A 20,629-nucleotide genomic window follows, 5' to 3' on the forward strand; every position below is an offset into this window, starting at 1 on the left:
TACTGTTCAGACGCTAAGAGACATCTTAGCGGGCCTCGTTTTTAGGTTCAATTTTACCTAGGTCATCCGTGACTAAAAATCGGTGTTGTTTCAATGCTAGATAGACCGTATCACCCACGCTGGGGGCTTGAACTGCATGACAGGTCACCGCAAGTGACTGGCCATCCTCCAAGAGCACACTCAATAGAGATTGCCCACCACGAAAACGCTTGGATTCTACCTGTGCGCTAACCTCGCTCTGTTCAACAATCTCGACATCATCCGGTCGTATAAATAGCTCTTTATTGTAGGGTGCCTCACTCACCTCGGTGGTTGAGCGGCTCTGGCCAAACAGAGAGTTCACATGCTGGGTATCGACGTACTCTGCTTTTATGAACTCACCTTCGCCGATGAATTCAGCTACAAACCGGCTTTTCGGCTCGTAATAGATCGCTTCAGGCAGGCTGATCTGTTCCAGCTTGCCTTGATTCATAACCGCAACGCGATCTGCAAAAGCAAAGGCCTCTGCCTGATCGTGTGACACCATCAGCGTGGTAATTTGCTCTTGCTTTAGTAGCTCGGCAATTTCCGGAATGAGCTCATCTCGCAGTGCGGCGTCCAAGCCAGAAAAGGGCTCATCGAGTAGCAGTAGATCGGGTTTGGGTGCCAGTGCTCTCGCTAAGGCGACACGTTGCTGTTGTCCACCTGATAGCTCATGTGGGTAACGACCGCCCATGCCTTGTAGGCCGATCATTGTAAGTAACTGCTCACTTCGGGCTTTAGCCTGTTGGCTTGACCACTCAAACAGTCCGAACTCAATGTTTTCCCTGACGCTAAGATGGGGAAACAGAGCGATGTCCTGAAACACCATACCGATGTTGCGCTGTTCCGGCGGGAGTTGAGACTTTCCATCATCCAGACGTTTTGTGCCCAGCATGATGCTGCCGCTAGAGAGCGCGTGAAATCCTGCAATGCAACGCAGTAGCGAAGATTTGCCACAGCCACTGGGCCCCAACAGGCAGATGAGTTCGCCCTGTTGAATGTTCAGTGTGACCCCATTCACAACCGACAGATCAGCATACCCGGCATAAGCATTCTCAATACTTAGGTGTGTAGATGTCGGTATGTTTGACTCAATACTCATAGAGTTCCTTAGTGCTTGTGGCGGCTTATGGCACGATTCAACAACAAAACTGGGACTAGCCCAACGGCAACGATCATTAATGAGGGTGGTGCCGCCTCGATAAGCTGTTCATCCGAAGCCAGCTCAAAGGCGCGAACGGCCAGGGTGTTAAAGTCGAACGGGCGCAGCATTAACGTAGCCGGCAGCTCTTTGAGGACGTCAACAAAGACCACCAGTAGTGCAGTTAGAAGACTGCTCTTCATTAAGGGCGCATGGATTTGTCGCAACACTTGAAAGGGGGATCGTCCCATCCCTTTGGCCGCTTCATCCAGGCTAGGGCTAATTTGCCCCAAGCCAGACTGCACACTGCCAAGCGCGACGGCTAAAAAGCGCACGGTGTAGGCGATCAACAGGGCAAACAGAGTGCCACTGAAGATCAACCCGCTCATACCTAAGCCGAAGCGTTCGGAGAGAGCAAGCAGACTCTGATCCACAAACACTAAAGGTGCTAAGACCCCAATGGCAATAATGGTACCCGGCAGTGCGTAGCCCAGTGCGGCGAACTGTGTGGCCTGTTTCACCAATGAGCCACTGTTAAAGCGTTGGGTGTACGCCAGCAGCGTGGCCAGAACAAGGGCGATTAGCGCTGCAAGACCTGCCAAATAGAAAGAGTTCCAAGAGAGGCTGAGGAAGTCACTCCAGGGCATTTGCGCATCAAACACCGACCAAGAGAGCAGTTGACCGGCCGGCAACAAGAAGCCAAAGAAAAACGGAATGAAACAAGCCAGAGCCGCCAGCCAAGCGCGTCCACCCTTAAGCTGAATTCGGCTAGCCATCGCTCGAGATCCTGCTCGGACGTTGTAGCTCAGTTTGCGTCGTGAATAGCGCTCGACAAAGATCAATGTCGCCACGAACACTAGCAACAGACTGGCTAACTGTGCCGCACCATTGGCATCACCAAAGCCATAGAAGGTTCTAAAGATACCTGTTGAGAAGGTCGGAATGCCAAAGTATTGCACCGTACCGTAATCGGCCAATGTCTCCATTAGGGCTAGGCTGACACCGGCAATGATGGCGGGTCTTGCCATAGGAATGGCGACTTTTAGAAAGGCCCTGAAGGGTGAGTAACCAAGATTGCGAGAGGCTTCAAAGCTAACGGCTGACTGCTCAAGGAAGGTCGCGCGAGCCATCAGGTAGACGTAGGGATAGAGCACCAGCACCAACATAGCAATGGCACCGCTATGCGATCGAATCTCCCAGAACCAGTAGTCACCATAGCCCCAACCGGTCAGTTCGCGCAGCAGGGTTTGTACTGGGCCGGCAAAGTCGAGCATACCGGTATAGGTATAGGCGATGACATAGGCGGGCATGGCTAAAGGCAGTAGCATTCCCCAATCGAGCCAACGACGACCGGGGAAGTCACACATCGCTGCCAACCAGGCAGCCGGTGCTCCCATAATGACGGTGCCGATACCGACACCGGCCATCAGGATTAATGAGTTGAGAACGTAGTCGGCGAGGACGGTATCAAGAAGGTGAGAGAAAGCCTCAGATCCAGCAAATAGGGACTGACTAACAACGGTTAGAATGGGAAGGGCAACCAGACCGGCGATCGATAAGGCTACCCAATTTGCACGGATACTATTGATAGTTAACTCTCATCTGTTTTACTTCCAGCCAGCACGATCCATAAGGCGAAGCGCTTCTTGGTTCAGTTCGCCAAGCTTAGACAGTGCAACGTCATCGCTCTTAGCTGTGCCAAAGGCTTTTAGTACATTGGATGGCTCAACGCCGGCTACGACAGGGTACTCATTGTTGACTTCAGCGTACCACTCTTGTGCTTCCTGGCTCACCATGTACTCAAGTAGGGCAACTGTTTCGTCACGATTCTTAGATGACGCCGTCAATGCAGCACCACTGATGTTGAAATGGGTACCGCGATCGTTCTGATTGGGCCAGAACACCGCTAGCTGATCAGCAACCGCTTTGTCACTCGCTTTATCAGAGCGAACCAAACGCGCTAAGTAGTAGGTGTTGGCAATAGCGATGTCACAGACACCCGCGGCTGCCGCTTTTAGTTGGTCAGTATCACCGCCAGCCGGTGGGCGAGCAAAATTAGCCACTAGACCTTCAACCCAAGCTTCTGTTGCTTCGACACCGTTAGCAGCAATCGCAGAGGCAATCAGTGACTGGTTGTAGACATTGCTTGAGGAGCGAATACAGATACGACCTTTCCACTGCTCATCGGTTAGTGCTTCGTAGGTACTGAGTTGTTCTGGATTAACTCGATCTTTGGCATAGATGATTGGGCGAGCACGACTGGTCATACCAAACCAGTGGTTGTCACTGTCGCGCAGGTTGGCAGGAATCGCCTCGTTCAATGCAGTGGATTCAACCGACTGAGTAAGGCCCATCTCTTTCGCGCGGTGAAGACGTGCAACGTCTGCAGTGATTAGCAGATCCGCAGGGGAGGCGCTGCCTTCCATCTTCAAACGGCTTAACAGAGCATCATCTTTACCCGTGAGCAGGCGAACTTCGATACCTGTCTTTTCGGTAAACTGATTCAGTAAGGGTTGAATCAGGGCCTCTTTACGCGATGAATAGAGGTTAATGTCAGCGACGGCAGTGGTTGTAAAACAGAGTGCTGCAACCGCGCTAATACGACGAATCCACATGTTTGTTTCTCCTTGAGCTGCGAATTATAAACCGGCCTTACTCATTCCTTAAATAAGAGCCTTAGAACATTTGAGAATCATTACTACTAATTTATTGAAGTAATGATGCGATTCTACATGAGAATCATTTGCATTTGCAATAAGGTTTTGCAAATAGATTTTGACATCGTCCCGCTCTTAAGTAGGCTGTCCCTTGTCGTTAAATCATAAGAGTCATGGCAATGAGCGTTGTTCAGTTTCACGAATACCCCACCCAAGATGGTTATAAGCTGTTAGAGATCTCCCTGAATGCTGAGAAGTCCCTCAATGCGTTGACGTTGGAGATGATTCAGCTGATCGAGCCTCGTCTGGACCAGGCGGCAAAGGATGACTGCATCAAAGCGGTGCTATTAACTAGCGTCGGAGAAAAGGCATTTTGTGCCGGCGGGGATGTGGTTAGACTCTACCGCTCGATTACCTCAGGCGATAACCCCAACTTCCCGACCGAATACTTCACACACGAGTACCGTCTGGACTACCGCATTCACACCTTCCCTAAACCGATCATCTGTTGGGGCAGTGGCATAGTGATGGGCGGTGGTATGGGGCTGATGAATGGCTGCAGCCACCGTATCGTGACAGAGACGTCACACATGGCGATGCCAGAGGTGACGATTGGGCTCTTCCCCGATGTTGGTGGTTCATTCTTTCTGAACAGGATGCCGGGTCGTACAGGACTCTTCTTGGGTTTAACGGGTAACCCTATCTTCGCGGCGGATGCGTTGTTCTTAGGGTTAGCGGATCGCTTTATTGAATCGGCGCGATACACTGAGATGGTGACTGGCCTCCAATCAGCCGAATGGCACTGTGATAGTGTTCAGACGGTCAACCAGACGCTTCGCCAGTTAGAGCAGCAGTCGCAAGCGGCGTTTCGACAAGAGTCACCGATTCAAGATCACTATGATTTCATTCAATCGGTGACTGATCAGGATGACTTAACTCAGTTGATGCAAGCAATGGCCAACATTGAGAGTGACGATCCATGGATTCAACGATCACAAAAGGCGATCACTCACGGGTCGCCTCTGTCGGTTCATTTAATTGCTGAGCAGTTGAAACGCACTCGTCATCTCTCTTTAAAAGAGGTGTTTATGTCCGAACTGGTACTGGCCGTTCAGTGCTGCCAACACCCTGAATTTCCTGAGGGCGTTCGAGCACTGTTGGTCGATAAGGATCGCAGTCCAAACTGGATGTTCAAGTCGGTTGATACTGTGGAGTCAGCCGTTGTTGAAGCGTTCTTTGAAGCGCCATGGCCGGTGAATCCGCTGGCTGATCTTTAAGACTCACAGACGATAGGGTATCAATGCAGGATAATATGCTGGTTATCTTGCATTGAACTCTGCCATTACTGATTAGCTTTGCGCTGAGCTTCGCGTTTCGCTTTTTTCTCTTGGCGACGTTGCTCGAAATCGTGCACTGCGTCTTTACCCAAGTGATGTTCGCCACGCGCTTTTGCCAATTCGAGCTGGTGCTGGCGCTCTTGAAAACGTTTACGCTGCTTATCGGTTACTTTGTCGTAGCAGTGGTGACAGCTTAACCCCTCTTGGAAGTGTTCATTCTGACGATCTTTAGCGGATAGCGGCATACGACAGGCGTGGCAGAGTTGGTAGTCACCGGGCTCTAAACCGTGTCCAACCGATACACGGTTGTCGAAGACGAAACATTCACCATCCCACATCGAGTTATCGGCAGGCACCTCTTCAAGGTATTTAAGAATGCCGCCCTCTAGGTGGTAGACCTCATCAAAGCCCTGTTCACGGAGAAACGCGGTCGACTTCTCACAACGGATACCCCCAGTACAGAACATGGCGACTTTTTTATGCTTACTTGGATCTAGCTGCTCTTTAACGTAGCTAGGGAAGTCACGAAAGGTGTCGGTATGAGGGTTGATGGCCCCTTTAAATGTACCGATATCCACTTCGTAGTCATTACGTGTGTCGACCAACAGTACTTCTGGATCGGAAATCAGGTCATTCCACTCGTTAGGTTTGACATAAGTGCCGACGGTTTTCAGTGGATCGATGCCTTCAACACCCATTGTGACGATTTCACGTTTCAGTTTTACCTTGGTGCGGTAGAAGGGTTGCTCATCAAAGAACGACTCTTTGGAGCTGACTTGATCCAGCGGTGGGTGCTCTTTAAACCATGCGTAGAGCGCATCGATCGCTCCACGGCTACCAGAGACCGTGCCGTTGATACCCTCTTTAGCCAGGATTAACGTACCGCGAATATCTTGCTCGTTCAGGAACTCCAGCAGAGGCTGCCGCAGTGCTTCACACTCCTCGAAGCGAACAAATTGATAGAGTGCGGATACAACGATATTGGCCATAATCTCCCCGGCGTAATCTGGATAGTTGAAAACCGCGCAATTTTACCAGATAAGGCATTGAGGTTTATAGAGTAGAGTTTTCAAGCTTGAAAAACGTTAGAATAGCGTGGTTCAGATAAACAACTTTTTTGGGGCTTAGGTAGTGGCAGATAGAGATATGATCGGTTTTATTGGGCTTGGCGTTATGGGTAAAAACTTGGTGCTCAACCTCGTTGATAATGGTTACCAAATTGCAGCCTTTGACCTGGATGCCAACAAAGTAGATGACGCGATCGCTCAAGCAGCTGCTGAAGTTCCGGATCGCCCTCAACCGATTCAAGCCTGTTCCTCGCTCGGTGAACTGTTAGCGGCTTTGCCATCACCAAGAACCATTTTTGTCTCTGTCCCAGCAGGTGATCCTGTCGATGCAGTCTGCCGTCAGCTGATTGATGCAGGCGTTGATGTCGACGATATCGTTGTGGATACCGGAAACTCACTCTGGACCGACACACGTGATCGTGAAGTGAACTATAAAGAGCACTTTACCTTCTTCTCTACTGCGGTATCGGGTGGTGAAGTCGGTGCACGCTTTGGCCCTTCTTTGATGCCATCGGGTGATCAAAAAGCTTGGTCACGTTTACGCCCTGTTATGGAAGCGATCGCAGCGAAAGTGGATGCAACCACAGGACTTCCTATTGAGCGTCGAGAGCCCGGTAATCCTGTTACTGAGGGCGAGCCTTGTGCAACGTACATTGGCGATTCTGGTGCAGGCCACTACGTAAAAATGGTTCACAACGGCATTGAGTACGCTGATATGCAGTTGATCTGTGAGGTCTACCACTTCATGCGTCACGCCATGCAGATGGCGCCCTCTGAGATCGCTTGTGTATTCCGAGAATGGAGTCGTGGCCCACTGCACTCCTACCTGATCGAAATCAGTGCTGAAGTTCTGGATCAAGAGGATCAGTTTACCGGCCTGCCGTTGGTCGATGTCATTCTTGATAAAGCGGGTCAAAAGGGTACCGGTTTATGGACCGCGGTTAGCGCGCTTCAACTGGGCGCTCCTGCACCAACGCTGACCAATGCAGTCTTTGCTCGCTCACTATCCACCCTAAAATCGATTCGCGTTGAAGCGTCTAAAGTTCTGCCTGGGCCAATGGAGTACACCCTAGAAACGCCAAAAGAGCAGTTAATTGAACAGCTACATGATGCACTCTATTGTGCAAAAATTTGTGCCTACGCGCAGGGTTATCATCTGATGCAGATGGCCGCAAAAGAGCAGGGTTGGGCGCTCGATTTATCCGCCATCTCAAGAATTTGGCGTGCTGGGTGTATTATTCGTGCAGCGTTTCTTCAGCCGATCTCAGCAGCGTTTCAGCGCAATAAGGATCTGCCAAGCCTGCTAATGGATCCGTTTTTCTCTGAAAAGTTGGCTAAACATCAACATAATTGGCGCACGATTGTTGCGCAATCAGCACTGGCGGGTATCCCTGCTGGGGCGATCAGCTCTGCCCTGGGTTACTACGACTCATTCCGAACCGAGGTGCTGCCTGCCAACCTACTGCAAGGGCAACGTGATTACTTTGGTGCGCATACATTCGAGCGAACAGATCGCACGGATGGCAAATACCATGTGCGTTGGAGTGAGCCAGGTAGGCCGATGGAGAAGGTGTAAATACCTACTCCCCAGGTTGGGGGCCTTCGTAGCCCTCGACAACCACTAGATCAGCAATACCGGCATGTTCACGAAGAGCTTTAGCATTTTGGTAGCCAGAGGAGTGGTAGCAATCCAACGCCTGTTGGTAACTCGGAAACTCAATGATCACATGACGTGATCGCACGCTCCCCTCAACCTGTTGGTTATCGCCTGCACGGACTAAAAACTTAGCGCCATACTGTTTAAATGGCTCCGCATTAGCGGCCTGATAGAGCTTATAACCCTCTGGGTCTGAAATATCGACATGAGCCATCCAGTAACCTTTAGCCATCGTGTTTTACCCTTTTTGATTCTAATGGTAACTAGCCTAACCTCAGAACAGTCACTGCTCAAGATGCTGTCTTTAGGCTGGCTTGATATCCTTCTTAAAACGCCAAGTGTTGATAAGGGTTAGGATTAGAATAACCGTTGCAACGCCTAGCATCGGCCATTCAGCATTCAACAGATGAGTGGCCATGGCACCTATCATCACGCAGTTGAGCCCTACTGATGTGATGAATCGAAGCTGCTTAACCCAAATAACTAAGCCTCCGATCACTTCGACGACACCGGTGAAATACATAAGCCAGAGCGGGTAACCCCAGCGATCAAAAGCTTCTAATTCAAACTCCAGACCCAGCAGCTTAGCACTGCCTGATGCAACGAAGATGAGGGTGATTAACGGGGTGATTATCTTATCCATCTGTTTCCCTTTAGGTGGGTGAGTATGGATTAAGTGTAGTTGAGGATTTTGGGTGTGGGGCGGGAGTGATTCTGGGTGGTCTTTTAAAAAGATCGAATTGTGGCGGGATTGATTCAGACCATCCTGGCCTTCACCCCTTTGGGGCAACACTTTGTGTTGTCCAAAACTACATCCTTGTAGTTTTGTCGAACCCGCTCCGCGGGTTCTCAAGCCGCGCCGAATACAAATAAAAAGGCCACTCCCTTCGGGGTGGCCTTTTTATTTGTATATGGTGGTGGAGGTGTAACCCTGCACCAAACCGCACGATATCGGCGCTTGATGCGTTTTGTAAACCGCTGATTATTCTGGATAAATAAATTATAAATATGTATACATATACAGTTGCTTGGGTGTTGCTGAGGGCTCTGTTTGGTGATTTGAATTCGAACTCAAAAACAGGATTCGAACCCGCGTCCGTTTGGCATTAATCTCCTTGCTATTCCCTCTGCGTTGAGCGTCTATAGACGAGGTCAAAATGATTTCAGGAGTGGTTAGTGAATATAGATATCGATGACGATTTGATGGATGGGCTTGTCCTTGCCGCTCTCAAACGAGACTACGCCATTAATTTAGAGGAGCCCTATTTTGAGCAACCGGTCGAACAAACACCCGGCTGGGTCATCGATGATCGAATCGCCTTGATTGAAGCTCTGTATCTGCTGCTCCGGTATCGAATGAGTCTCAGAGATTTTACTGATTTTATGACGGAAACGCGGATTGCTTACTACAAGTGGGCAGATACAGTGAAGACTCCTCGCCAGAAAAGTTTAAACGCCGTGGATGAGCCAGATCGTCAGGCACAAGAGTCAGGGGATTAGAATCCCGACTAGATTCGCTGTGATGCTCAAATTGTCCTGCTCTTTTCAGATAGCAGGCAAGCCTAGCCAGCGAAGACCCGCTTTGTAATTGAGGTGGATCTGCGCAAGCAATGAAGCCTCCCCGCTGGACGCGGCGGTTGATAATGAGGATAAGCACTAGGACGGCCTGGTGGAGCGCCTCTCATCAATGCCCGGCAATTGATTGTGACACCAATCGCGCCAAAAAATGTCACGATTATTTTGAATCGCGCCATTTGAAAGCCATTACCGATATCGTCGAAATATGCACCTGTTTTCAGAGGGCGTTTAGGTTGCCTAGCTATGATAAGCAACATATAAGTTTCATTTCTTTGAATTTTGTCTAATATGGCACGAAAGCGTCATTTATGTTGCTTTCGATTTTATGTGCAACTAATATGATGCTTATTGAAATTAGGCAATATATGAGTTTACTTGTAATGGGCGATCTACTTCAGCAATTAAAGCATCGACGGCTCGAAATGGGGCTAAAGCAAAACGATATGATGCTGCGCATAGGGGTATCCCGCCAGCAATATCAGCGCCTTGAGTCGAAGGGAAACCCCAGGCTAGATACCCTGGAGTTAGTCGCGAAAGGCCTGAACAGCGAAATCATGTTGATCCCAAATGAGAAGCTTGGAGCGGTCTTGGATGTGTTAGAGAGTTCAGAAAGTCGAGAAGCGGTAAAACCTGAGCGAACCTTATCGGATGACCCATGGAAAGGGCTTCTGGATCCTGAGGAGTGAGAGTGTAACTCATGGGCGAGAACGTCAGTGTCATCAAACTCACACTGCATGGTCGGCTTGTAGGCTATTTGGCAGGTTTTCAGAGTGGCCGAAACATACTTACATTTCTCGATGAGTTCCGAGGCGACAGCCGTCGGCCAACCTTCAGTCTGACGACCCATCCGAAATTTCCATTGTCATCCAAACTGATGTCTGAGCCGTGGACACGAAATCAAAGGCTGCATCCGACACTCTCAAACTTACTCCCTGAAGGCTCGCTTCGAGAGCTCATTGCGCAGGGCCTGAAGGTACATCAAGATAATGAGTTCCAAATATTTTCATATTTAGGTCAAGACCTTCCAGGCGCGATTGTCGCAAGTCCTCTGTCCCCGGGCGAGGTTCCTGATTCCGTATTGGAAGCGCTAAATGGTAGGAGCTACAAAGACCTGAATCTGGTTGGCTTCCAGAAGCTATCGCCTGAAAATAAATTCTCTCTAGCCGGCGTCCAGATGAAGTTTTCGATGAAGGCTAAGGATGGTCGATACAACCTCTCAACGGCAGACGCTTTAGGCGACTGGATTATTAAGACACCGTCTACCAAACATAAAGATGTGCCGCTCAATGAGTACACCGCAATGGCCTTGGCCACTCTGGTGGGGGTTGAGATACCAGAGATTCAGTTAGTTGAGTTGGATAAGTTAGACAACCTACCGCCGATAAACCTGCCAGATGAGCGCTACGCGTTTGCAATCAAACGATTCGACCGTGAAGCCATTTCTTTAAGCGAGAGCGTGTCGAGGATTCACATGGAAGATTTCGCTCAGGTGCTGGTGAAGTATCCTCATGAAAAGTATGACTCTGCCAATTACGAACAGATAGGCCGCATACTGTATCAATTTTCAGGAGATCCTTTGGCGGATACGCAGCAGTTTGCTCGGCGCTTGCTGGTCAATATTCTGTTGGCGAATGGCGATGCGCATCTGAAGAACTGGAGTCTGCTGTACACCGACCAAGTGACGCCTAGATTGTCCCCAGCCTACGATATCCTTACGACGAGCGTGTATATCGAGGGTGAACGCAATTTTGCGTTGAACCTAGGAAAGACGAAAGACTGGTATCAGGTCTCGTATATGAATTTCCAGGCTTGGGCTGAAAAATCAGGAATTCCTTGGCGGGCTATCAAGCCCCATCTTGCCGACGTTATGGATCGAGCGAGGAGCCAGTGGACACCCGCGCTGAAGAATCTACCGATGAATGAGAAGCACAAAGCCCATCTGATTGAGCACTGGAGAAGCTTACATCCAGATTTCAGGATCTAAGTTTCATTTTGCGGCGCATCAAAATTCGGTAAGCTGGGTGAGGCAATCGCTCAACGCTCTGTAAAATTAAGCAGCGCTCCCAGCTCGAGGTGAACATAGGGTATATCAGCTAACCGGTCAACAATTCAAAACCATTAATACACCCAATTACACCCATTTCTCCGAAGGCACCATCAGCTTGCCCTCCCATTCGGATAAAGGGCATTTGAAACATCATCTCTAATGGCATGTAGGTCAGCCTGGATTGCATTCAGTTTAAAATTAACAGGTGCGTTTCTGGTAACGTTTGAATGTCTGGCAATCTGATTGATGTTGGAACCAATCTTACCAAGCTGTCCTAAAATCTGTGAAAGCTGCTGTCTGTCATAAGTTGGCATCTTTCTGGGTGGAAGCCTGACAGGTTTGACTGGTTCCGATATTTCCAGGTTTAGATGACCTTGAATAATGCTTCTGCTGTAATCGTTTCTTGTTCTGTTTGTGCCGTCTCGGACTTTATCAATCTTGGCAATTTCCTCGCCGTTTAGCCTAAAGGAAATTACGAAGTCGCGAGATATAGGGGAACCCATATTGCAGGTTCCTTAAAGTTCGACTTCAACAGAATTACCGCCAACAGGGATAACTCGATTGACCTTTCGTGATGAAAGATAGTTTTCATAATGATAGACAAGGCTGAAAACTTGTTCGCTGTCTTCACGGACGGAACGACTTAAATGAATGAGGTAGTCCGCTAAGTGCTGGTTGCCTTCGGCTGTGTCGAATTTCTGGACTGCAATATCAACAGCACGATTAAACAATGCTGCTGCATATTCCACCTGGTCGATATGCTTCTTGTTCATTTTGCAGGCTAATGATTGGCAGAACTCTGGTTCTTTCATCATGAGTTCTGTTTCGATGGTTTCTATGTTTTGTTTACTTAAACGGTCCCTTTCTCTGTAATGCATTATGATTAAACTCCTTAAATTATATGTTCATGTTATATTCTTTCTTTAAGTGAGCCAGATTTAGAGATGACATTCGTCAGATTAAATCTTGCTCGGAAAATAATGTTCAAGATACCCGGTACCTAGCCCCGTAAACTTTGTTTGCATGGAAAGGCTAAGGCGGTGTCTTGGGCTTATAGCTGTTACATATGTAAACAGCATAGAGTGCGCAATAGTTTTATGAAAATAAGTGAAAAATAATTTCGGATGCAGGTTTTAAGATGTCATCGAAAGGAATTTATCTTGCTATAAATTATACTGGGGTCGACGGGGTGTGAAATCCCCTCGCAAGCGGTGTCTGGAATGTAATGTAGACGCCATGGCTTGCTTAACCTTTATGGATATATAATACATCAAGCATAGGAAAAAATACCGTAAATTGGGGGCAAATGTATCAGGTTAGATGTTAGATGAATCACCTTAAAATAGGTTTGCAACGCTTATGTTGAGGTTTGCACTAGTTCCGCGCACATTGTTTTAAATTGTAATACATTGTTTTAGGTTGTTATAGGGCGTTATAGGTTGAAATAACCTGTATCAGGGCGTGACAATTTGTTCTGAAGAGTTATTTCTGTTGTTTGTGGCAAAGCGGAAATTAGTAAACTACAACAGAAACAGCCGAATTTAGCCAAAAACGGACTTTCTATTCTGTGTGTTGAGTTTCACACAGGCTATGATCGTAGAGAACTTCAATAACTCGGCAATCTGACATTGGCCCCCCTTTGCAATGGTCCAACATTCGTTCCATTTCGGTCTTTAGATCGGTCAATTCCCGGATGCGTTTGTTAATATCTGCGAGTTGTGAAATGACAATTTCATCAGCTTCATAACAAGGTTTGTCGGGGCTATCAGATAGTTTCAACAAATTCCTGATCGCTTGTAGTGGAAACCCCAAATCTCTCGCATGTCGAATAAAAGTAAGTCGTTTGACCGTGTCTTCGGTATACAAGCGCTGATTACCTTCTGAGCGTCTTGGCTCTGGAAGAAGACCAATTTGTTCATAATATCGAATGGTTTGCACCTTACAGCCTGTAGCTTTCGCAACTCTGCCAATTGTTTTTTCAGCCATGTTCATTTTTCCCTTGAACCTATAGTTCCTGTAGATGTTAGATTTTTTATAAGAAAATTCATAGAAAAATATGGAGTTTAAAATGTCAGCTGGATGCTGCAACCACGAAACAAAGTTTGATGGAACCTCAAATGGGTTTCGCACAGCACTGTGGATTGTTTTTTTTATAAACGCCATCATGTTTATTGTTGAGATGATTGCAGGATCAATCGCGGGATCTCAATCTTTGAAAGCTGATGCGTTGGATTTCTTCGGGGACTCCGTTACTTACGGTATCAGTTTGTACGTGATCGGCATGTCATTGAAAGTGCGATCCACCGCAGCCCTTTTAAAAGGCATTAGTCTCGCTTTGATGGGCTTTTGGGTGTTTGGTTCAACAGTCTATCAAGTGTTTGTTCTAGGTGTGCCACAAGCACCAATCATGGGAGCGATTGGATTTTTAGCATTAGCTGCAAACATGGCGAGCGTTCTTATCCTTGTTCGTTATAAAGATGGCGATGCCAATGTTCGTTCTGTCTGGTTGTGTAGTCGCAATGATGCCATCGGCAATATCGCCGTGTTAATTGCTGCCGTTCTGGTTTTCTATACGGGCTCAGCATGGCCCGATCTGGTCGTGGCTGGTGTTATGGCTGGATTATTCTTGTGGTCTGCAACGCAGATTGTTATCCAATCCCTGAATGAAATGCGAAGCATCCCTTCATGCGAAGAAGAGACAAAAATATGTCAGAAATAGCTGTTCCTAAAAAACAAATGAATGCCCTCTATCTTTCTTGGGTTATTGCCCTGACAGCAACATTAAGTGCTCTGTTTATTGGGGAAATATTAGGTAAAACGCCCTGCCTTTTGTGTTGGTACCAACGTATAGCGATGTTTCCGTTAGCGATTATTCTTGGGGTTGCCTGTTATACAGGTGATGCGTCAGGGCGAAAATATGCGCTTCCGCTTGTCGTCATTGGGCTATTGATTGCAGCTTGGCACAGTCTAGTTTTTGCCGGAATTGTGCCTGCCGAAGTTCAGCCATGCTCACAAACAGGTCCATCCTGTTCTGGCGAAGGACAAATTCTTTTTGGTATCTTACCACTGCCATATTTATCGCTTTTAACTTTCCTCACCATTTTCGGATTACTAACAATTCCATTTAAAAAGGACGCAACATGAATAGACGTGCTCTCATCGCAACAACAGCAGCTGGAGCTTTGGCTCTCTTTACAGGTGGTGTTCTTTTTTACAAACCATCCGGCGGCCCTGCTCAGAAGATGTCAGAAGACGGGCCTCTTTTACGCCCATTTGCACCAACATACGGCCCCGATGATGCTCCGGTAACAATTGTTGAGTTCTTTGATCCTGCTTGTGAAGCGTGTCGTGCCTTCTATCCAATCGTTAAAGATATTATGAAGAAGCACAAAGGCAAAGTCCGATTGGTATTGCGATATGTTGCCTTCCATGGACCATCCGAAGAAGCCATTCGCCTTTTGGAAGCTGCACGAGTTCAAGGAGCATTTACCAAAACGCTGAAACGCCTTTATGAAACTCAGCCAAGATGGGCTCCGCATGGTCGTCCGGCTGCAAGTGTATGGGCAATGGTTGAAGGTTTAGGACTTGATATAGATAAAGCAAAAATCGACAAAAACCTTCCAGATATTCATGCGATCTTGGCCACTTCTGCTCAGGATGTTCAAGCTGCAGGCGTTAGTAAAACGCCGACCTTCTTTGTGAATGGAAAACCCTTGCCAAAGTTTGGTGTAGCTGAATTGGAAGAATTGGTCGCAGAGGAAGTAAAGGCTTCATCTTAACAAAGGTATTGGAAACAATTTTCTGATAACGACACTTTTTAAGGGGTGTTATCACCCCTTATTTTCCCTTTATTCCTATTGCCATACCCTTCCCAGAAAGCCCATAGGGAAACAGGTCTAACTTAATGCTAATTTTCTCAAAAAAAACGCTTATCAGTATGTGCGGAATAAGTGCTGTCGTTCTTACAATATGGCTCAGCAATAATCCAATTATCGAGCGTGACAAAACGCCTCAAATTGAGCCACCCAAAATTGCATCAACAAAAGAACAAACAAATGAAGCAGTACAATCGGACCTTCGTCAAACAATAGAGAAAGCCACCGAAGAGCCAAATATCAAAGTAAATATATCTTTGCAACCCGGAAGCAATCTACTTGATGCCCTGGCTGCAGAAAATATATTGAAGACCCAGATCAATGCGGTCAGTGAAAGTTTAAAGGATGTTATTAATCTACGGAAACTTAAACCAGGCCAGAGAATAGAGCTGAGTTTGCAAGAAACTGATGATGGAGGAGCAGCCTTCAATCTCGAGAAATTGGTAGTGGTTGCCAGTACAGATCGCCTTGTCGTTGCCCACAAGACAAAACAAGATCAATTTGAAACCACATTGCAAAAGATTGAACATAGCTCTGAATTGGTATTTGCCTCTGGTAAAATCAAAAACAGCTTTTATGCATCTGCAAAAAAAGAACGTGTTCCAAATTCTATTTTAATGGACACATTTTCTACTCTTAGCCACGCCATTGATTTTCAACGTGATATCAATAAAGGGGATGGTTTTATACTTGGCTACGAGAGCTACGATGACAAAGAATACGGCGGGACGCACCCCGGCAGGCTTATGTATGTTTCAATGTCCTTGAATGAACGAGAGGTTAGCTACTTCAGATACGAGACTGATGATGGATACTCTGGTTTTTTTGATGCTGATGGCAAAAGTATTGACACCAGTTTGTTAAAAACCCCAGTAGGAGGAGGTCGCTTATCCTCGTTGTATGGTAAACGTAAGCACCCGGTTTTGGCATATGCGCGAATGCATAAAGGGTTAGATTTCGCAGCACCAATTGGAACGCCGATTTTTGCTTCAGGTGATGGTGTTGTAACAGCTCGTAAAAGAAATGGTAGTTTTGGGAAATATATTCGTATCAATCATAACAACGATTATGCCACCGCCTATGCTCATCTCAACAAATATGATGAAAACCTTGCAGTAGGTAGCCGCGTTCAGCAGGGAGACATAATTGGATATGTTGGAACCACAGGGCTAACCAGTGGGCCTAATCTTCATTATGAGGTTATTTATCGTGGTAAACAAATCAATCCATTTACCGTTAAATTACCATCTCGTCATGTTCTTCAAGGAGAAGAATTGGAGGGATTTGAACAGGCAAAGAATAACCTCTTAGTAGAATATAAGCTTAAGTCTCATTTTAAATACAAAATGAGTAAGCTCAGTATTTCAAGTGATACATATGGAAAAAGCTGAAGCTAGAATCTTGGACAAACCAATCGTTAAATTCATTTATGCAATTGAGGCGGTTTTCCTTTTAGTTGTCATTGACATAGCATCGAAGTGGCTTGTTGCGTCAGTTGTTATGGATCCGCCACAAAGATTTTCTGTGCTGCCTTTTTTTGACCTCGTACTTGTTTTCAATTACGGCATCAGCTTTGGCATGTTCGGAGAGATTGGACCTTGGGGGCCAAAACTATTATCTCTTCTGACAACATGTGTAACGATTCTTTTGATCGTATGGCTTTGGCGTACCAAGCACCTATATGAAGTTATTGGTCTTACGCTCATTATTGGGGGCTCTATTGGCAATATCATTGATCGTTTTCACGATAATGCCGTTACCGATTTTTTGAGTCTCTATGCGGGTTCATTCTATTGGCCTGTATTTAACGGTGCAGATATATTCATTACAGTCGGCACAGTATCTTTATTAGTTTCCAGCGTGATCCTTCGTGAGAATAAATAAGGCAAGAAAGTAAGGGGCGTCACTGCCCCTTACTTTCTGCAATAATTTCTTTTATGCGTTTTGCCATATCTTTGCCTGGAAGACCATGAGCAAACTTGCGGATAAAACGCCCGCCGGGGCTCATAAAATAGACCCCCGCTGAATGATCGATTAGATAATGTTCATCTTTTTCGTCACTTGCAGGAACTTTGGAATATTTAACTTTAAACAGATCTGCTGTTCGTTTGATGAGATTGGCTGGCCCTGTCAAACCTATGATCGAAGGATGGAAATTTCTGACATATTCACGTAGAACTGTTGGCGTGTCACGTTCCGGATCGACTGAGATAAAGAGGGGCTGAAATTCTTCTTTCATACCTTCCAACTCGTCCATGGCTTCTGCAATATTTGAAAGGGATGTCGGGCAAACATCAGGGCAAAAAGTGTACCCGAAGAAGATAATCTGAAATTTGCCAAAGTAATCTGCATCTGTAACAAACTCATTAAAATGATTACTCATCATCCATCTGCCACCGATGGTTCGTTCGTTTGACTTTTCTTTGGCTTCCCATTCCAAATTTCCAGCATACGAAACCGTAGAAAATAAGAGTAACCCGATTATTGCTAAGAAGGTTTTCATGATATTTTTTCCAATAGAATTAAAAAAGGAAAAGCCATAAAATTTTGTCTTCAAATGCTTGATCTCGCACATTAACTTTCTTCTGTTTATGTGGAGGAATTGAAGCAGGTTGAATATGGCTATGAAGGTGTTTTTTTAGTTTTGAGTTTTTAGCTTTGATGCCTGAGGGCCAGAATATTTTGCACCGATCGAAGCATAGCAATTCGCAATGGTGTCATAGTTATATTGCATCAAATCAACATATAACTCGGGTCCAGCAGGAAAGCTTAAACCGAAAGATTTTAGTTTTTCTACTTTGACCTGATCTTTAATGACTGCAAGAGACAGGTTTTTCTCAGTTAAACCTTCTTCAGTGAAGAAACATATCTTATCTAGATCACTTAGCGCAGCCCTCATTTTAAATAAGTTTTCTGTTAGTGCATCCTCCGCCGGTTTTTCAGATAAAAAGCCACGAGTTTTAAAAGCGTAAGATTGTTCAAAATATTGTTGAGTGTCATGATACATCCAGGAGATACCTGCAGCGATACCTCTGAAACCAAATTCAAACTTACGGTCTAATGCCGCAACTTTATACTTCAAGGCATCCCGATTTTTCATGAATATTTGTTTATTTTTGGGGTCAATAGCTTCAATTTGTGTATAGAGGGCATCAATAAAAACTTCGGCATTTCGAACATCAAGCCACATATACGGGTCGCGTAAATCATCTGATTTACGTGATGGGAGAACTTTGAAATCTGTATCACTTAACATTTCGTAGTTCTTTGTTTCAGGAGTCAAAACATCCGCAACACTTTTCTCTAATTCCGGCCCCATCCAAACGACCAAATCAGCACGTTTTAACGGGTAAGCGGATTAAATGGTTGATCTTACCTTTGCATGAGAGTGAGACAGACCGGCATCTCATCGGATTATCTGGTTGATGCTTCACCTACTGCTGGTGCATGCTTCCTTCGCTAATTCCAGCAAGAACCCCACACGCCTCAACTTCCCGATCATCGTTGCAACTCGCTCTCAGTGAAACGAGTTGTTTCTCAAGCGCTTGCAGAGCGGTTATCTGCGACCGCACATGAGAGATGTGATCATCGAGCAAGGTGTTGACGGCGGTACAAGGCTGATGAGGGTCGTCCTGATAGCTCTGTAGTTCGTGAATCTCAGCCAGTGACAGGCCCAGGATTCTGCAGCGACGGATGAAGGCCAGCCCTTTAGCGACGAGTGCTGGCCCATAGCGGTCCTTAAGAAATATCTAATATTCCTAGAAGCAGACGTTTAAATCCAGAAAAATATTGAATTTTCTGAGGATTATTCTTTAACCAATCCAACAGAGATATAATTTCAGTCCAGTTAAGAATATAATTAAACCTTAGCTGGAGAAAGTAAATGACCGGAAGAAAGCGGTATACGAAAGAATTTAAATTGGATGCTGTGAGCTTGGTGCTAGAACAAGGTCACACACGAACAGAAGTGGCCAGAATGTTGGATGTGAGTCAGCAAATCATTGGTCGCTGGGTCAAAGAGTTTCAACAAGATGATGATGGTCAAGCTATAAATGTGCTTTGCGAACGATTGGTTAAATTCAGATGCCACAGAATGTTATGGGATGAAAATAAGACCCATTTACACAACTTGATATGAGACATAACGCGATACAAGCAATGGAACAAAAATGAGTTTTCAATATTTACCAAAATGCAAGGGAGTCGTTGCGTTAGCGCTTTCGGCGTCATTACTGGTGCTGTCTGCCTGCAGTGATGCACCTAAGGCAGAGGTTGAGCAAGCCCAGGTGCAAGCAGTCAAACTGGTTGAAACGATCAGTAATCCAAATCAAACCGAACGCGCCTTCCCCGCCGAAGTGTCAGCGGTTAAAACATTAGAAGTGAGCTTTGAAGTTTCGGGAAGATTAATTAAAGAGAACCTGCTGACGGGCACTATTGTCAAGCAAGGTGAAATTTTAGCTCAAATCGATCCAACGCCGTTTGAACAGCGATTACGTGAAACCACAGCGCGATTGGATCAAGCGAAAAGAGATTTAGCTCGAACTACGTCTACGTTTGAGAAAGGGTTGTCGTCTCAAGCTCAATTAGACGATGCTAAAACTGCTTGGGAGCTAGCGGTTATCGCTCGTGATAAGGCACAACAAGATCTGAGTTATACAACTTTAACGGCACCTTTTGATGCACAGGTATCTGAGCGCATTGTTGAAAATAATAGCTATGTCCGCGCGGGTGAAACCGTCGCTAAAGTACAAGATGTATCGCGCTTTTATTTCAATATTAATGTACCGGAACGTTTACTCAGCAGCTATCAAAAAGGCTCTCCCGTTGAGGCGAGTGCGAGCATTGTTTCTGCTCCGCACAAGCAATATGTGCTGCAATATGTTGAACACGCTACGCAACCTGATCCAATAACGCAAACATATAAGGTGGTGTTTGCAGCCGATGGACGCGATAGCAGCTTAACACCCGGAGCAAGAGCAGTTGTTAAAGTGACATTAGGCAATAAAACAGTTGATACCGGCGTATTAGTTCCATTTACGGCGCTTCAGGGCAACGATACCGAAGGATTTCATGTGTGGCGTTATAACGATGCAGATTCCACAGTTAACCGCGTGAACATCAATGTGCTGCAGATTGAGGGAAGTTACGCATTAGTGAATGGTGAAATAGCGCTAGGTGAGCGTGTAGTTGCTGCAGGTGGCGCCAAAATGCGCGATGGTCTGATTGTAAAACCCTACATGGCGGAGTAA

Annotated in this window: 21 protein-coding genes and 2 pseudogenes; 12 read left to right on the forward strand and 11 right to left on the reverse strand. The window is 46.3% G+C overall.

Annotated features, from left to right (window positions below; genetic code table 11):
• Positions 1-25: 25 nt before the first annotated feature.
• The 3 genes from XMM383_RS08180 to XMM383_RS08190 form a co-directional block, all read right to left on the reverse strand.
• Positions 26-1,123, reverse strand: coding sequence for an ABC transporter ATP-binding protein (locus tag XMM383_RS08180; RefSeq protein ID WP_173480168.1), 1,098 nt, complete (start codon positions 1,121-1,123; stop codon positions 26-28).
• Positions 1,124-1,131: 8 nt separating this feature from the next.
• The gene (locus XMM383_RS08185; protein WP_371731490.1) at positions 1,132-2,589 is read right to left on the reverse strand and encodes an ABC transporter permease; all 1,458 of its coding nucleotides are present in this window, start codon (positions 2,587-2,589) and stop codon (positions 1,132-1,134) included.
• Between the two features lie 180 nt (positions 2,590-2,769).
• Positions 2,770-3,777 (reverse strand): Fe(3+) ABC transporter substrate-binding protein, encoded by a 1,008-nt coding sequence (locus tag XMM383_RS08190; protein ID WP_173494976.1) that lies wholly within the window; start codon positions 3,775-3,777, stop codon positions 2,770-2,772.
• Between the two features lie 221 nt (positions 3,778-3,998).
• On the opposite strand from XMM383_RS08190, the gene XMM383_RS08195 reads away from it, so the two are divergent.
• On the forward strand, positions 3,999-5,096 hold the full coding sequence (locus tag XMM383_RS08195) for an enoyl-CoA hydratase/isomerase family protein (protein WP_173480170.1): 1,098 nt from the start codon (positions 3,999-4,001) through the stop codon (positions 5,094-5,096).
• Between the two features lie 65 nt (positions 5,097-5,161).
• Here XMM383_RS08195 and XMM383_RS08200 read toward each other — a convergent pair whose 3' ends face one another.
• Positions 5,162-6,145 (reverse strand): rhodanese-related sulfurtransferase, encoded by a 984-nt coding sequence (locus tag XMM383_RS08200; RefSeq protein WP_173494977.1) that lies wholly within the window; start codon positions 6,143-6,145, stop codon positions 5,162-5,164.
• A 142-nt stretch (positions 6,146-6,287) separates the two neighbouring features.
• Between XMM383_RS08200 and gndA the strand changes: the two genes are divergently transcribed.
• Complete coding sequence (gene gndA, locus XMM383_RS08205; RefSeq protein WP_371744230.1) at positions 6,288-7,799, forward strand: NADP-dependent phosphogluconate dehydrogenase; 1,512 nt, start codon at positions 6,288-6,290, stop codon at positions 7,797-7,799.
• 4 nt (positions 7,800-7,803) lie between these two features.
• On the opposite strand, the gene XMM383_RS08210 is transcribed toward gndA, so the two are convergent.
• Entirely contained in the window at positions 7,804-8,112 is a 309-nt protein-coding gene (locus XMM383_RS08210) for a DUF1330 domain-containing protein (RefSeq protein WP_173480172.1), read from the reverse strand.
• A gap of 72 nt (positions 8,113-8,184) precedes the next feature.
• Positions 8,185-8,523: a DoxX family protein gene (locus XMM383_RS08215; protein ID WP_173494978.1), complete on the reverse strand. Its 339-nt coding sequence runs from the start codon at positions 8,521-8,523 to the stop codon at positions 8,185-8,187.
• A 533-nt stretch (positions 8,524-9,056) separates the two neighbouring features.
• On the opposite strand from XMM383_RS08215, the gene XMM383_RS08220 reads away from it, so the two are divergent.
• The 3 genes from XMM383_RS08220 to XMM383_RS08230 all read left to right on the forward strand — a co-directional run bounded on the left by XMM383_RS08220 (position 9,057) and on the right by XMM383_RS08230 (position 11,442).
• Positions 9,057-9,380, forward strand: coding sequence for a hypothetical protein (locus tag XMM383_RS08220; RefSeq protein WP_173480174.1), 324 nt, complete (start codon positions 9,057-9,059; stop codon positions 9,378-9,380).
• 443 nt (positions 9,381-9,823) lie between these two features.
• Positions 9,824-10,144, forward strand: coding sequence for a helix-turn-helix transcriptional regulator (locus tag XMM383_RS08225; RefSeq protein WP_217361969.1), 321 nt, complete (start codon positions 9,824-9,826; stop codon positions 10,142-10,144).
• An 11-nt stretch (positions 10,145-10,155) separates the two neighbouring features.
• A complete protein-coding gene (locus XMM383_RS08230; protein WP_173480176.1) occupies positions 10,156-11,442 on the forward strand; it encodes a type II toxin-antitoxin system HipA family toxin in 1,287 nt (428 codons plus the stop codon).
• 578 nt (positions 11,443-12,020) lie between these two features.
• Here XMM383_RS08230 and XMM383_RS08240 read toward each other — a convergent pair.
• Positions 12,021-12,383, reverse strand: a complete 363-nt coding sequence (locus XMM383_RS08240) for a hypothetical protein (protein ID WP_173480178.1) — start codon at positions 12,381-12,383, stop codon at positions 12,021-12,023.
• 682 nt (positions 12,384-13,065) lie between these two features.
• Positions 13,066-13,491, reverse strand: coding sequence for a helix-turn-helix domain-containing protein (locus XMM383_RS08245; RefSeq protein ID WP_217361970.1), 426 nt, complete (start codon positions 13,489-13,491; stop codon positions 13,066-13,068).
• 82 nt (positions 13,492-13,573) lie between these two features.
• On the opposite strand from XMM383_RS08245, the gene XMM383_RS08250 reads away from it, so the two are divergent.
• From XMM383_RS08250 to lspA, 5 genes are all read left to right on the forward strand, one after another.
• Entirely contained in the window at positions 13,574-14,224 is a 651-nt protein-coding gene (locus tag XMM383_RS08250; protein ID WP_173480180.1) for a cation transporter, read from the forward strand.
• A complete protein-coding gene (locus XMM383_RS08255; RefSeq protein WP_217361971.1) occupies positions 14,212-14,649 on the forward strand; it encodes a disulfide bond formation protein B in 438 nt (145 codons plus the stop codon). The genes XMM383_RS08250 and XMM383_RS08255 overlap by 13 nt, the downstream gene beginning before the upstream one ends.
• On the forward strand, positions 14,646-15,284 hold the full coding sequence (locus XMM383_RS08260) for a thioredoxin domain-containing protein (RefSeq protein ID WP_173480181.1): 639 nt from the start codon (positions 14,646-14,648) through the stop codon (positions 15,282-15,284). Before XMM383_RS08255 ends, XMM383_RS08260 begins: the two co-directional genes overlap by 4 nt.
• Before the next feature lie 125 nt (positions 15,285-15,409).
• Entirely contained in the window at positions 15,410-16,771 is a 1,362-nt protein-coding gene (locus tag XMM383_RS08265) for a M23 family metallopeptidase (protein WP_173480182.1), read from the forward strand.
• On the forward strand, positions 16,758-17,264 hold the full coding sequence (lspA, locus tag XMM383_RS08270; protein WP_173480183.1) for a signal peptidase II: 507 nt from the start codon (positions 16,758-16,760) through the stop codon (positions 17,262-17,264). The genes XMM383_RS08265 and lspA overlap by 14 nt, the downstream gene beginning before the upstream one ends.
• Before the next feature lie 19 nt (positions 17,265-17,283).
• On the opposite strand, the gene XMM383_RS08275 is transcribed toward lspA, so the two are convergent.
• From XMM383_RS08275 to XMM383_RS08285, 3 genes and pseudogenes are all read right to left on the reverse strand, one after another.
• Entirely contained in the window at positions 17,284-17,955 is a 672-nt protein-coding gene (locus XMM383_RS08275; RefSeq protein ID WP_173480184.1) for an SCO family protein, read from the reverse strand.
• A gap of 63 nt (positions 17,956-18,018) precedes the next feature.
• Positions 18,019-18,714 (reverse strand): annotated as a pseudogene (locus XMM383_RS08280) (metal ABC transporter solute-binding protein, Zn/Mn family); the annotation flags it as partial.
• Between the two features lie 100 nt (positions 18,715-18,814).
• Positions 18,815-19,084, reverse strand: a pseudogene (locus XMM383_RS08285) (MerR family DNA-binding protein); the annotation flags it as partial.
• A 179-nt stretch (positions 19,085-19,263) separates the two neighbouring features.
• Here XMM383_RS08285 and XMM383_RS11795 point away from each other — a divergent pair.
• Positions 19,264-19,518 (forward strand): transposase, encoded by a 255-nt coding sequence (locus XMM383_RS11795; protein ID WP_173482840.1) that lies wholly within the window; start codon positions 19,264-19,266, stop codon positions 19,516-19,518.
• Between the two features lie 31 nt (positions 19,519-19,549).
• Complete coding sequence (locus XMM383_RS08295; protein WP_173482839.1) at positions 19,550-20,629, forward strand: efflux RND transporter periplasmic adaptor subunit; 1,080 nt, start codon at positions 19,550-19,552, stop codon at positions 20,627-20,629.

Origin of the sequence: Marinobacterium sp. xm-m-383 (genome assembly GCF_013283255.1) — a bacterium.
GTDB lineage: Bacteria > Pseudomonadota > Gammaproteobacteria > Pseudomonadales > Balneatricaceae > Marinobacterium_E.